We start from the raw sequence: 13,130 nt of genomic DNA, 5'->3' as shown, positions 1-13,130 counted from the left end.
CGACTTCGGCCAGCAGCATCACCCCAGCGTCGCTGGTCATGCTGCCGCCATCGAAGCGGCCCTCGATCTTGCGTCGGCCCAGTCGGCCAAAATCAATCACGCCAACCTCATCGGCAGTTGTTTGCGGTGTACAGTTTGGTTTCGGCATTGCCCGTCCTTTCATCTGGATTCGATACCTCGATGTTCGGGCATTTCAAGGGCAATGTCGTCCTCATTTCTACGGGCTATGGTGAAATATCCGGGCTAAAGTGGAAGCCACCTCGCCCACCGCCACCAGTCGGGCCGAGGCTTCCAGCCGTTCTTGCTGGCGTGCGGCCAGCCGTTCCATGCGCCGGCGTTCGCTGATGTCCAACACCGAGGCCATCCAGCCAATCACGCGGCCATCGGCCAGCGCCAGCGGGGCGGCGTGCAACCACACGTCCAGCCGGTGGCCTGCGCGGTGCAGCAGTTGGCCTTCGTCACCGCTTTGGCGCTCGGGCGGGGCCTGGCCCAATTGCACCACACGCGGCCACAAGGGGCCTTGTTCGGCGGGCCAGCAGGGCAATTCGGGGGCTGGGGCCAGCAGTTCAGCGCCCGACCAACCCACCATGCGGCACAGCGCTTGGTTGGCGTAAAACGGGCGGCCATTCAAATCCCACGCCAGCAGGCCCAGCGTCACCGAACGTTCCATCGCCTGGCGCAAGGCCATTTGGGTGCCCAAACGCGCTTCCAACCGCCAGCGTTGTGCCAACACCCGGCCCAAAAACAGCAGCGCCACCAACATGCCCAGCAAACACAGCAAGGCAGCACCAAAAAAGGCACGGGGAGCCACAGCGGCCTGATCGCCCAACGGGGCCACCAGCAAGCCCCACTGCGCCCCCGACAATGGGATGGACACCCACGCATGCGTGGCCGCCAAATCGGCCGCCTGTGGCTCGGGCACCGATTGCACACGGTGGTCGGCCAAAAACCACGCCGGGATGGCCTGCTCCAGTGCGCGCTCCACCGCCACCGCCAACACATAGCTGCCCCGAAAGTGCTCGCCCTCCCACCACGGGTAGGCCAGCCACAGCACGGTATCGCCCCCCGGTGTGGTGGCGCGCACCCACGGCCCCGCGTAGGTGGGGCGGCGCAGGCCGCGCGCGGTGTTGAGCATCACCACCAGCGCGTCGGCTTGTTCCGGGGTGCCCAATTCAGCCTGCACCCAATGCGGCCAACGCGCCACAAACGCCTGTTGTTCGGCGGGCCACCAACCGTGCGCGCGCACCGCTCCCCCGCGCCACAACGCGCCTGCGCGGTGGGGCAGTGTGTCCATCGGCACCGCCGCCGCGCCCACTTGCGGCAACAGGCCCGCCACATCGGCCTCCAGCCGCCGAAAGTGAAAACGCAAGCTCTGATCCAACCACTGCGCGTCGGCGCTGCGCTGGCGGTCGGCCTCTTCGGCCTCGACCTGCCGCAAAAACCAGACCAGCAGCGCCATGCTCACCAACACCAACAGCAACAACCCCGACAGGCCATACAAAGCCCGCCGACCGGCCCGCACCGCACGGCGCGTGTCCAGCTCAAAACGGTCCAGGTCGGTGGTGTCGGAGGGTGGGGTCATGCAGGGCCAGATTGTGGCGGTACCGTGCGGGCTTTGAACGATACTGTGGCGTGCTGCGTTCCTTCATCCACTGTTGCTGTTCTCGCATGTTGCCCCTGATCACCTGGTTTTGGCAGTACCGTGCCTGCCTGCAGCCGCTGTGGCGCCCGCGCAGCCCGGTGGCGGTTGCGGCATTGCTGGCGTGGGCCTTGGGCGGCGGTGGCGCCGTGCTGCCACCACCGGCCCATGCCGCACGCCCGGCGGTGCTGGTGCGGTTCTCGCACGTGGTGGCCCCCGACACCCCCAAGGGCCAGATGGCACAGCACTTCCAGCAACTGGTGCAGCAGCGCAGCGGTGGGCGCATCCGTGTGGAGGTGTACCCCGACTCCCAACTCTACGGCGACGACGACGAAATGGAAGCCCTGCGCTTGGGCGCGGTCGAGCTGCTGGCCCCGTCGCTGTCCAAGTTTGGCAATGTGGGCATGCCCGAATTCGAAGTGTTCGACCTGCCCTTCCTGTTCACCGATCTGGCCCAGGTGCGGCGCGTGCTGCAAGGCCCGGTGGGGCAACAATTGCGGCAACGCTTGGCACGCCAGCAAATGCTGGGGCTGGGCTTCATGGACAACGGCTTCAAGCACATGAGCGCACACCGCCCACTGCGCAACCCCGCCGACTTTGCAGACCAACGCCTGCGCGTGCAGGCCTCGCGCGTGCTGGTGGCACAAATGCGCGCCGTGGGGGCCGAACCCGTGGTCCTGCCGTTTGGCGACACGCGCCGCGCCCTGGCCAGCGGCGTGGTGGATGGCACCGAAAACACGCTCTCCAACTTCCACACCCAACATCTGGCCCAAGTGCAGTCCCACCTGACACTGACCCAGCACGGCTACCTGGGCTATGCCGTGGTCACGCACCCGCGCTTCTGGGCCAGCCTGAGCCCCGCCGACCGCACCCTGCTCGAAACCGCCCTGGCCGAAGCCTTGGAACAAGGCAACCGGCGCTCCGCCGCACTCGACCAACAAGCCCTGCAACGCCTGCAACACACGCCCGGCTTGCAAGTCCACACCCTGACCCCAGCCCAGCGGGCCACCCTGCGCCAAGACGCGCAGCCGGTGTACGACACCTTCCGGCGCACCGTGGGCGCCGCGCTGCTGCAAGCGGTGCAACAGGCCATCGCCGAAGTGCCCGCCAGTGGCGACTGAATCAGGGTAAACCCGACTGTTGAACGCCACAGTTGGCGCCGTGGCCGGCGCTTCGTATCCTTGCGCCACTTCACGCGCATGGGTTCAGCCCGTGCTCCTCCCCCCCTTCGTTGCGAGCCATTGCCATGTCCAACCCCTCTGGGCGCAAGCCGTTTTACCATTCCCTGTACGTGCAGGTGCTGTTTGCCGTCACCGTCGGCGTGTTGCTGGGCCATTTCTACCCGCAGTTGGGTGCCGACATGAAACCGTTGGGTGACGGTTTCATCAAGCTCATCAAGATGATCATTGCGCCCATCATCTTTTGCACCGTGGTGGTGGGCATTGCGGGCATGGAAGACATGAAAAAAGTCGGCAAGACCGGCGGTCTGGCCCTGCTGTACTTCGAGATCGTCTCCACCATTGCGCTGGTGATTGGCCTGATCGTCGTCAACGTGCTGCAACCGGGTTCGGGCATGCACGTGGACCCGACCACCCTCGACACCAAGGGCATTGCCGCCTACACCGCCCCCGGCAAAATGCAGGGCACCGTGGACTTCCTGCTGCACGTGATTCCCAGCTCGGTGGTGGACGCGTTTGCCAAGGGCGAGATCCTGCAAGTGCTGCTGTTCTCGGTGCTGTTTGGTTTTGCGCTGCACAAGTTTGGTGGCCGTGGCACGATGGTGTTCGACTTCATCGAGAAGTTTTCCCACGTGCTGTTTGACATCGTCGGCATCATCATGAAGGTGGCCCCGATTGGTGCGTTTGGCGCGATGGCCTTCACCATTGGCAAATACGGCATCGGTTCGCTGTTCTCGCTGGGCAAGCTCATGGGCACGTTCTACCTGACCTGTTTGCTGTTCGTGTTTGTGGTGCTGGGCCTCATCAGCCGCCTGCACGGCTTTAGCATCTTCAAGTTTGTGCGTTACATCAAAGAAGAGCTGTTGATCGTGCTGGGCACCTCGTCGTCCGAATCGGTGTTGCCGCGCATGATGGAAAAGCTGGAAAACCTGGGCGCACGCAAATCGGTGGTGGGCCTGGTCATTCCGACCGGCTACTCCTTCAACCTGGACGGCACCTCCATCTACCTGACGATGGCCGCTGTGTTCATCGCCCAAGCCACCGACACACCCATGACGCTGACGCAGCAGCTCACCCTGCTGGCCGTGCTGCTGCTGACCTCCAAGGGCGCAGCGGGCATCACCGGCAGCGGCTTCATTGTGCTGGCGGCCACACTGTCGGCGGTGGGTGGCGTGCCCGTGGCCGGTTTGGCGCTGATTTTGGGCATCGACCGCTTCATGAGCGAAGCCCGCGCCCTGACCAACCTGGTCGGCAACGGTGTGGCCACGCTGGTGGTGGCCAAATGGACGGGCGACCTGGACATGCAGCGCCTCAACGCTGGCCTGAACCACCCCACACTGCAAGAGGCGCAAGAGCCTGAAGCCATCCTCGACCAGCAAGTGGCCCACATGGCGGTGGCCAAGGCCAAAGCCTGATTCACACCGGCACCGCTGGCCGGTGCCCCCTCCCCTTCAAGCCCCTGCGGTTCAAGCCGACAGGGGCTTGAGCAATTCGGCCAAGTCGTTTTCGCTGAAGATGGGCTCGGTGCGGGTGGCGGCACCGCTGTACATGTTCTCGGCCAGCGCGGCCTTGCGGGCTTGCAAGTCCACAATGCGTTCTTCAATCGTGCCCTGCGTTACCAGCTTGACCACCCACACGCTTTGGGTCTGCCCAATGCGGTGGGCGCGGTCGGTGGCCTGGTTTTCCACGGCGGGGTTCCACCACGGGTCGTAGTGGATCACGGTGTCGGCCTGCGGCAAGTTCAAGCCCACGCCACCGGCTTTGAGGCTGATGAGGAACAGCGGCACCTCGCCGCTGGTGAAGCGGGTGATGATCTCGTCGCGCTTCTGGCTCTGCCCGGTGAGCTTGACCCACGGGATCTTGCGCTTTTTCAGCTCGGCCTCGATGAGCGTGAGCATGCTGGTGAACTGCGAGAACAGCAGGATGCGCCGCCCCTCCTCCAACATCTCGGGCAACAGCTCCATCAGCTGCTCCAGCTTGGCCGAGGTATGAACTTGGCGCGCAGCGTCCAGCTTGAGCAAGCGCGGATCGCAGCACACCTGGCGCAGCTTGAGCAGCGCGTCCAGAATGGTGATTTGCGATTTGGCCAACCCTTGGCTTTGTAGCGCGTCGCGCACGGTTTTTTCCATGCCCAGGCGGATGGTTTCGTACAAGTCGGCCTGTGCGCCGTCCAGCTCGACACGCATCAGGGTTTCGATCTTGGGGGGCAATTCGTGTGCCACCAGCGCCTTGGTACGCCGCAGCATGAAGGGCGTGATGCGCGCGCGCAGTTGGGCCAGGCGTTCGCTGTTGCCGTGTTTTTCCACCGGGTTGCGGAACAGTTCGGTAAACCGCTTGTGGCTGCCCAGAAAACCGGGCATCAGAAAGTGGAACAGGCTCCAGATCTCGCCCAGATGGTTCTCCATCGGCGTGCCCGACAGGCAGAGCCGGTGCCGGGCGGGCAGCTCGGCCACCACCTGGGCGGCTTGGGTGTTGGCGTTCTTGATGTTTTGCGCTTCATCCAGCACCACCAAGTGCCACTGCTGGCCTAACCAGCGGTCGCGGTCGCGCGCCAGCAAGGAGTACGGCGCAATCACCAAATCGTGTTCGGCCATGCTGGCGGCGGCCTCGTGGCGGTCTTGGCCGTGCAGCACCAGGCAGCGCAGATCGGGGCAAAAGCGAGCCGCTTCGCGCCGCCAGTTGCCCATCAGGCTGACCAGGGCAATCACCAGCGCCGGGGCCGTCAGGCGGCCCGCTTCTTTTTCCAGCAGGATGTGGGCCAGTGTTTGCAGGGTTTTGCCCAGTCCCATGTCGTCGGCCAGGATGCCACCCAGCCCGTGCGTGCGCAAAAACTGCAACCAGTTCAGGCCGTGGTGCTGGTAGGGGCGCAGTTCGGCGCGCAAGCCCGCAGGCAACGGCACCACCGGCAGGGCACTGTGGCCTTGCAGCTGTTCCATCATGCTGCGCAATTGCTGGGCACCGTCCCACACCGCGCCTTGGCCGATGGCGGCTTGGGTGCGCAACGCGTCCCAGCGCGACAGGCGCAGGTGCTCGGCATCAAAGTTGTGCTGCTGGTTGACCAGCTCCAGCAAGGCGGCCAGCCACGGGCGCAGGGCGGCGGTGGGCACTTGCACAAAGCCGCTGTCGTCGGGGCGGCGCAGGTACAGCCACGGCGGCAACACCGCCTCGCCGGTATCGGGATCTAGCGGCGCATCGCCCAGGGTGGCAATCAGCTCGGGCAGCCAGGGCAGGATGTTGTGGCGCACACCGTTGATGTCGATGCCCAACGACAAATCAAACCACGGCGAGGTGGCTTCGGTGCCATCGCCCTGGGGCTGCAGCTGCGCCACCACACCGTCGGCGGGGGTGAGCCAGTCGTCGAGTTCGGCGTCCCATGTTACGTGGCAGCCCGTGGCCAGCAGCGGCGCGTAGCCTTGCGACATCCACTGCAGCCACGGCTGCTGGCTGTGCGTGCCGGCAATGCCGAAGCGGCCTTCGGCGTCGTGCTGCAGGCCCAGCCGCACCAGGGCGTCGATGACGTGCCGCTCGGCGGCCACGTCGCGCAGCAGGCGCACGCGCTGGCCGTCGTGCTGCAGCAGCACGCTGGCGGGCTGGTCGGCCCACCAGCCGCGCAGGCCGGCGTAGTCAAAGCGCAGTTCGGCCTGCAGCCAGCCATGCGTTGCCGCCGCAGCGGCGGGCAGGCGGCGCAGGTGCAGGTGGGCGCTGGGGGCCACGTGCTGCACCACACGCACCGGGGGCAGCACGGGCGGCAGCGGCACCGGGCCCAGTTGCTGGATCAGGCGGTCCTGGTGCTGCTGCAGCACCGAGCGTTGCAGCACCGGCGCCTTGAACAGCATCAGCAGCTGCTCGGGCGTCAGGCCGGGGGCGGTGACGGTGCCGCAGATGCCGTCCGTCACGTTGAGGTACAGCGGCGGCGTGTTGCGGCACAGCAGCGCCTGTGGCGCGGGCAGGCTGGCCTGCAGCCACCACTGGGTGTCGTCGTCGTCGCGCTGGCCCGCCAGCTCCTTCCAGTGCCATTGCACGGCCAGCTCGTCGCCCCAGCGCAGCGGGGTCTGGGCGTTGCCCTTGTCGCTCCTGGCGTACAGGCGCCCGGTCTGCGCCGCCAGCTGCAGCGCCGTCACACCGGCAAAGCCGCTGACGACGACCTCGCTCTGGAATTCGTTGTAGTAGCCGCCGTGGTAGCCGTTGCCCGGGTTTTGCAACGCCTTGAGCAGCTGGAACACGTGGCGGTCGGTGGCCGTGGCCTGGTCGTACAGCGGCTGGCCGGGCCGGAGTTCGCGCCGCACCTTCTTGGGCTTGCTCCAGTCGCCGGTCTTGGCCTTGCGGTAGGCGCTGGTCAGCTCCAGGTGCAGCACGGGCTGGGCGTTGACATTTTGCACCGACAGCAGGTACAGCACATGCTCCGGTGGCGCCTCGGGCGGCTCGCCAGCGCGGCTCAACACGGCACTGGACGCCGCCGTCGGCTCGGGCGGGCTGGCCTGCTCCAGCGCCCGCAACCAGGCCAGCAGCTGGGCGTCGGCGGGGGGGGCTGCGGGGTGGGTCGCAGCTGGTTGGCGCGCGACATCAGCGCCTCGCCCGTGCTGATGAGGTCGCGCAGCACGGCCTCCAGGCTGTTGCTCACCGGCCCGCTGCCACCCGCCACCGCTGGCCGCGCGGAGGCGCTGCCGCTGGGCGTGGCAAGGGGAGGGATTGCGGTGCCCGTGTGGGTGCCAGCACCACGCGCCGGCGCGCTGGCCAGGCTGGGCGCGGCGGCCAGGGCAGGCAGGTGGTGCGCCACCAGCTGGTGGCCCTGGTAGGCGGCCTTGAGCAGCAACGCCACCGCGTGCTTGCAGCGCAGCTCCACCGGGCAGGTGCAGTCCGACTCCCACTGGCGCAACTCACCGTCGTTGTCCAAGTACACGGTGCAGCTGACCTCGTAAGGCCGGGCCAGGCTGCCCTTGACCTTGCCCGTGACCTGCCAGCGGCCTGGGCCGTACTTGGTCAGCGGCTCAATGGCCAGCGCCAGCACCCGGTTTTGCAAGAACAGCTGCTGCGCCTTGGCCCACGTGTTGGAGCCCACCCGGCTTTGCAACGAACGGGGATCCAGCCACATCTCAGGGGAACGGAAAGGGGTAGTCATCGGGGGTGTGCACAGCCACGCGGGGCCGGGTTATTTGCCAATACAGAAGGACGAAAAGATCACGCCCAGCAAGTCGTCGGCACTGAAGGCGCCGGTGATGGTGTTGAGCGCGTTCTGGGCCAGCCGCAATTCTTCGGCCAGCAAGTCCAGTGCCTGTGCCTGCTGCGCCAAGTGCTGGGCCGACAGCGCCAAATGCTCGGCCACTTGGTGCAATGCCTGCACATGGCGTTCACGCGCAATGTACAGGCCCTCGCCACCACCTTGCCAGCCCGCCAACTGCAACAAACGCTGGCGCAACACGTCCAGCCCCACGCCGGTTTTGGCCGACAAGTGCAGGTGTTCGTGTGGGTGTGCGGTATCGGTGGCTGGGGTGCCAGCGGCCTCGGCGTGGGGCGCGTCGGCCTTGTTCCACACGTCAATCACCGTCACGCGGGCGGGCAGGCGTTGGGCCAAGGTAGCGGCAATCTCGCGGTCGGCCTGCTGGTAGGTGGGTTGATCGGCCCGGGTCAGGTCGTGCAAAAACAGCACCGCGTCGGCGCTTTCGATCTGACCCCAAGCGCGCTGGATGCCGATGCGCTCCACCTCGTCCACATCGCCGCCCTCGCGCAGACCAGCGGTGTCGATCACGTGCAGCGGCACGCCCTCGATCTGGATCGTCTGCTGCACCACGTCGCGTGTGGTGCCCGCAATCGGCGTCACGATGGCCAGCTCGGCCCCAGCCAGGGCGTTGAGCAGCGAGCTCTTGCCCGCGTTGGGCTGGCCCGCAATCACCACCTTGATGCCCTCGCGCAGCAGCGCGCCCTGGCGCGTGCGCTGCAGCACCGTGGCCAGCTGGGTCTGCAGCCGCTGCAGCTGGCCTCGGGCATCGGCCTGTTGCAAGAAGTCGATCTCCTCTTCCGGGAAATCCAGCGTCGCCTCCACCAGCATGCGCAAGTGGATCAGCGCCTCGCGCAGCGTGGCAATCTCGCGCGAGAACTCGCCCGACAGCGAACGCGTGGCACTGCGCGCGGCGGCCTCGGTGCTGGCATCGATCAAATCGGCAATCGCCTCGGCTTGTGCCAAATCGATCTTGTTGTTGAGAAACGCCCGCTCGGTAAATTCACCCGGCTGCGCCAAACGCAAGCGTGGCAAACGGGGCTGGCCGGTGGTGGGGTCCAGCTCGGTGGCGGCGCTCAAGCAACGCGCCAGCAGCAACTGCAACACCACCGGGCCGCCGTGCGCTTGCAGCTCCAACACATCCTCGCCGGTGTACGAGTGCGGCCCCGGAAAATGCAGTGCCAACCCGTGGTCGATGGCACTGCCATCGGCGTCACGGAACGGCAGGTAAGTGGCTTCACGCGGCCTGAGCGCCTTGCCGCACAACGCCTGCACCAGCGCGTCCAGCCCCCGGCCCGACACCCGCACCACCCCCACCGCCCCCCGGCCAGGCGCGGTGGCCAGTGCAACGATAGGATCCTGGTGTCTGGGCAGCATGGTGGTGGCCTCCTGGTGGCTGAGTGGGGTGCGTGGGCAAGAAGGAAAAAGGCCGCAAAAGCGGCCCCTGTGGCGTGTGCTGGTTTACTTGAACTTGGGCAAGTTGATCTTCAGCGGCACACCCATGCGGTGGTTGATGTGCGCTTGCTGGGCAATCGTCAGCACGTTGTTGGTGATCCAGTACAGCACCAGACCGGCCGGGAAGAAGAAGAACATCACGCTGAACACCAGCGGCATGATCCACATCAGCTTGGCCTGCATCGGGTCGGGCGGCAGCGGGTTGAGCGCGGTCTGCACCACCGTGGTCAAGGTCATCACCAGCGGCAGGATGAAGTACGGGTCGGGTGTGGACAGGTCGGTGATCCAGCCCACCCACGGCGCGTTGCGCATCTCGACGCTGGAGAGCAGCACCCAGTACAGCGCAATGAAGACCGGGATCTGGACCATGATCGGCAGGCAGCCGCCCACCGGGTTAACCTTTTCCTCGCGGTAGAGCTTCATCATCTCCATCTGCATCTGCTGCGGGTTGCTCTTGAGGCGCTCACGCAGCTCCATGACGCGCGGGTTGACCGCCTTCATCTTGGCCATGCTGCGGTAGGCGCTGGCGTTGAGCCAGTAGAACGCGGCCTTAAGCAGCACCACCAGCAGCACGATCGACCAGCCCCAGTTCTGCACCACGCCCTGGATCTTCTCCAGCAACCAGTACAGCGGCTTGGCCAGGATGGTGACCCAGCCGTAGTCCTTCACCAGCTCCAGCCCGGGGGTGAGCTGCTCGAGCACCTTCTCGGCCTGCGGGCCCACGAACAAGTGTGCGCTGCTGGTGTGGCTCTGGCCCGGCGCGATGCTGGGTAGCGTGGTCAGCAGGCCGGCGGAGTACAGGCTCTGGTCGAGCTTGCGCACAAAGTTCTCGCGCGCTGCACCGCCGTCAAGCCACCAGGCGGTGGCAAAGTAGTGCTGCACCATGGCCACGTAGCCGTCGCTGGCGGTTTTCTGGAACTCGGCCTTTTGCTTGTCGATGTCCTCGAACTCGACCTTCTCGTACTTGGCGGCCTCGCTGTACACGGCCGGGCCGGTGAAAGTGGAGTAGAACGGCGTGTCGCTGTCGGCCTTGCTGCCGTCGCGCACCAGTTGCAGGTACAGCTGCGGCGTGATGGCGGCCGCGCTCCGGTTGATGACCTCGTGCTGCACGCCCAGGCGGTACGAGCCGCGCGCCAGGGTGTAGGTCTTGGCCAGCACCACGCCGTTGACGGGTTCGGACTCGAAGCGCAGGCGGGTCTCGTCCTGGCCCTCGGCCAGGCTCTGCCCGCCCTGCACCAGCTGCATCGGCGTCTTGTGCGTGGGCAGCGCGCCGCCCACCAGACCGGTCTGCGCCACGTAGGTGTGGGTCGGGCTTTGCGTCAGCAGGGTCAGGGGTTGCGTCTGGCTGGGCTGGCCGGTCACGGCCCGGTGTTGCAGCATGTCGGCGCCCACCAGCGAGCCGCCCTCGCTGTCAAACGTGAGCTTGAGCACGTCGGTGCTGACCACGTGCTGCTGGCGCGCAATGCTGGACGGCGCCGCGGCGGCCGCGCCCGGCACCGCGCCAGCCAAGGCGGCGCTGGCAGCGGGCACGGCGGCGTTGCTGGCACCGGGCTGGGCCGGGGCCTGGGCGGTGGCGGGTGGCTGGGTGGGGAAGAAGGTGGCCTGGCGGCCGTTGTGGATTTGCCATTGGTCCCACAGCAGAACCAGTGAAAAACCAAAAATCACCCAGAGGATGGATCGGCGGATATCGCTCATGTCGGGGTCTTGTTTTTCGAATCGGAAACGAGGGAGGAGAACGGCCCGCGCGCGGGCACCGGATCGCAGCCCCCGTCGCACCAGGGCTGGCACCGCCCCAGGCGCTTGAGTGTGAGGTAGGTGCCGCCCACGGCGCCGTGGCGCTCCAGCGCCTGCAGGGCGTACACCGAGCAGGTGGGCTCAAAGCGGCACGCCGAACCCAGCCAAGGGCTGAGCAGCAGGCGGTAGGCGCGCACCAGCCCCATCAGACCCCGACGTGGCCAGGCCCAGGGGGTCATGCGCCCACGGGCGGCGACACCGCCGCAGCGGTCTCGGCCAGCATGCGGGCCCAGCGCCGTGGCAGGTGCCGACCCAGCAGTTCTTGCAATTCGTTGCGGATGGCGGCCTTGAGCGCCTCCGAAGTCGCGCTGACAAAGTCTTGGCGCGAAAAACCGGCGCGCAGCCGCACCACCATCGCTTGCGGTGGCAGCAGGGCCTCGAAAGCCTGCGCGTTGGCGTAGATCTGGCGCCGGATGGTGTTGCGCGTGACCGCACGCTTGGCCCAGCGCTTGGGCACCAGCACCCCCAGCCAGGGGCCCGCCACCGGAAACAGCACCGCCTGCGGCGTGTTGGCCTGCAGCGGATCGGCCAGGTGCAGCGCAAAGTGCGGCGTCCTGACCACGGCGGGGCGTTGCAGCACCGCCTCGAACTGGGCGCGCTGGCGCAGGCGCTGCACGCGCACGGTGGGTGGTGGCACAGCCGCTTGCACCCGGGTGGCCAACGGTGGGGTTGCCGGGGGCCTTAGACGGCCAGGCGCTTGCGGCCCTTGGCGCGGCGGGCGTTCAGGACGGCACGGCCACCACGGGTCTTCATGCGGACGAGGAAGCCGTGGGTACGGGCGCGGCTGACTTTGGAGGGCTGGTAGGTGCGTTTCATGGTGTGAATCCGTTGTGCGAATGCTGGCCAGCGGCGCAGCTTAGACGCAGAGAGTTGCTAATTGGGGAAAAGCCCGCGATTATTGCAAAAATCCGCAGGCTAGACAAACATTTCCGCGCTGGGTGTTGTGCAACCGCCCGCCACGACCACAAGCCGTATTGACAACAGCTATACAAAAATCCACAATTTGCGCATCTGATGCCCATACAACAGGAGCCTACCGTGCGAGATGCCGCCATCAACCTGCGTGCCCTGCCCGAGCAGCGCGCCCTTATCGACCAGGCCGCCAGCCTGCTGGGCAAGAACCGCTCTGACTTCATGCTCGAAGTGGCCTGCGAACGCGCGCAGGCGGTACTGCTCGACCAAGTGCTGTTTCAGCTGGACGCTGACAAATTCCAGCAGTTCAACACCTTGCTGGACGCCCCCCCGGCCACCAACCCCGGGCTGGAGCGCCTGCTGGCCGTGCAGGCGCCTTGGCAACAGCCCGCATGACGCCACCCCCCCTGCAAGCCCCCCAGCCCTTGGCCACCACCCACCTGCTGGACGCCTTTGCGTGCGGCGAGCCGGGCCTGGACGAATGGCTGCGCCGCCGTGCCCTGGCCAACCAGCTCAGCGGGGCCAGTCGCACCTTTGTGGTGGCCGATGCAGCGCAGCGGGTCTGGGGCTATTACGCGCTGGCGGCGGGCTCGGTCTCGCACCGCGAGGCCACCAGCTCCATACGACGCAACATGCCCGACCCCGTGCCGGTGCTGGTGCTGGGGCGACTGGCCGTGGACCAGCGCGCACAAGGCCTGCACCTGGGCGCTGGCCTATTGCAGGACGCTGTGCGGCGCGCGGCCACAGTGGCGTACAACGTCGGGGTGCGGGCGCTGCTGGTGCATGCGCTGGACGAGCGGGCGCGCCAGTTCTACCTGCACTACGGCTTCCAGCCCTCGCCCCAACACCCGTTGACCCTCATGCTGCGCCTGAACCACGCGCCAGGCTGAGCTCGCACGGCACCCAAAGTTATCCACAGGGCAATCGCATTTGAATT

General features: G+C 66.6%; 12 protein-coding genes. 4 read left to right on the top strand and 8 right to left on the bottom strand.

Going from position 1 to position 13,130, the window contains the following annotated elements; genetic code table 11:
• Positions 1–217: 217 nt before the first annotated feature.
• A complete protein-coding gene (locus CON76_RS07115; protein WP_101102670.1) occupies positions 218–1,582 on the bottom strand; it encodes a PAS domain-containing protein in 1,365 nt (454 codons plus the stop codon).
• An 86-nt stretch (positions 1,583–1,668) separates the two neighbouring features.
• Between CON76_RS07115 and CON76_RS07110 the strand changes: the two genes are divergently transcribed.
• Together CON76_RS07110 and CON76_RS07105 are read left to right on the top strand one after the other, a co-directional pair.
• The gene (locus tag CON76_RS07110; protein ID WP_101102669.1) at positions 1,669–2,760 is read left to right on the top strand and encodes a DctP family TRAP transporter solute-binding subunit; all 1,092 of its coding nucleotides are present in this window, start codon (positions 1,669–1,671) and stop codon (positions 2,758–2,760) included.
• 125 nt (positions 2,761–2,885) lie between these two features.
• On the top strand, positions 2,886–4,232 hold the full coding sequence (locus CON76_RS07105; protein WP_101102668.1) for a dicarboxylate/amino acid:cation symporter: 1,347 nt from the start codon (positions 2,886–2,888) through the stop codon (positions 4,230–4,232).
• Between the two features lie 51 nt (positions 4,233–4,283).
• On the opposite strand, the gene CON76_RS07100 is transcribed toward CON76_RS07105, so the two are convergent.
• The 7 genes from CON76_RS07100 to rpmH form a co-directional block, all read right to left on the bottom strand.
• The gene (locus CON76_RS07100; protein WP_240592799.1) at positions 4,284–7,313 is read right to left on the bottom strand and encodes a DEAD/DEAH box helicase; all 3,030 of its coding nucleotides are present in this window, start codon (positions 7,311–7,313) and stop codon (positions 4,284–4,286) included.
• The gene (locus CON76_RS13565; RefSeq protein ID WP_145995370.1) at positions 7,253–7,936 is read right to left on the bottom strand and encodes an SWIM zinc finger family protein; all 684 of its coding nucleotides are present in this window, start codon (positions 7,934–7,936) and stop codon (positions 7,253–7,255) included. The genes CON76_RS07100 and CON76_RS13565 overlap by 61 nt, the downstream gene beginning before the upstream one ends.
• A gap of 30 nt (positions 7,937–7,966) precedes the next feature.
• Entirely contained in the window at positions 7,967–9,409 is a 1,443-nt protein-coding gene (mnmE, locus tag CON76_RS07095; protein WP_101102667.1) for a tRNA uridine-5-carboxymethylaminomethyl(34) synthesis GTPase MnmE, read from the bottom strand.
• Between the two features lie 84 nt (positions 9,410–9,493).
• Positions 9,494–11,182: a membrane protein insertase YidC gene (gene yidC / locus CON76_RS07090; RefSeq protein ID WP_101102666.1), complete on the bottom strand. Its 1,689-nt coding sequence runs from the start codon at positions 11,180–11,182 to the stop codon at positions 9,494–9,496.
• The gene (gene yidD, locus CON76_RS07085; protein ID WP_101102665.1) at positions 11,179–11,460 is read right to left on the bottom strand and encodes a membrane protein insertion efficiency factor YidD; all 282 of its coding nucleotides are present in this window, start codon (positions 11,458–11,460) and stop codon (positions 11,179–11,181) included. The genes yidC and yidD overlap by 4 nt, the downstream gene beginning before the upstream one ends.
• Positions 11,457–11,897, bottom strand: coding sequence for a ribonuclease P protein component (gene rnpA, locus CON76_RS07080; RefSeq protein WP_101102672.1), 441 nt, complete (start codon positions 11,895–11,897; stop codon positions 11,457–11,459). The genes yidD and rnpA overlap by 4 nt, the downstream gene beginning before the upstream one ends.
• 65 nt (positions 11,898–11,962) lie before the next feature.
• Positions 11,963–12,097, bottom strand: coding sequence for a 50S ribosomal protein L34 (rpmH, locus tag CON76_RS07075; RefSeq protein ID WP_101102664.1), 135 nt, complete (start codon positions 12,095–12,097; stop codon positions 11,963–11,965).
• Positions 12,098–12,319: 222 nt separating this feature from the next.
• Here rpmH and CON76_RS07070 point away from each other — a divergent pair, with 222 nt between their 5' ends.
• Together CON76_RS07070 and CON76_RS07065 are read left to right on the top strand one after the other, a co-directional pair.
• Positions 12,320–12,589, top strand: coding sequence for a type II toxin-antitoxin system TacA family antitoxin (locus CON76_RS07070; RefSeq protein WP_101102671.1), 270 nt, complete (start codon positions 12,320–12,322; stop codon positions 12,587–12,589).
• Positions 12,586–13,083: a GNAT family N-acetyltransferase gene (locus tag CON76_RS07065; protein ID WP_101102663.1), complete on the top strand. Its 498-nt coding sequence runs from the start codon at positions 12,586–12,588 to the stop codon at positions 13,081–13,083. The genes CON76_RS07070 and CON76_RS07065 overlap by 4 nt, the downstream gene beginning before the upstream one ends.
• The last annotated feature ends 47 nt before the right edge of the window (positions 13,084–13,130 follow it).

The sequence above is a fragment of the Macromonas bipunctata genome (assembly GCF_002837135.1).
Classification (GTDB): domain Bacteria; phylum Pseudomonadota; class Gammaproteobacteria; order Burkholderiales; family Burkholderiaceae_C; genus Macromonas_A; species Macromonas_A bipunctata.
Note: the sequence above shows the minus strand (reverse complement) of the source record. Positions and strands in the feature narration are given on the sequence as shown.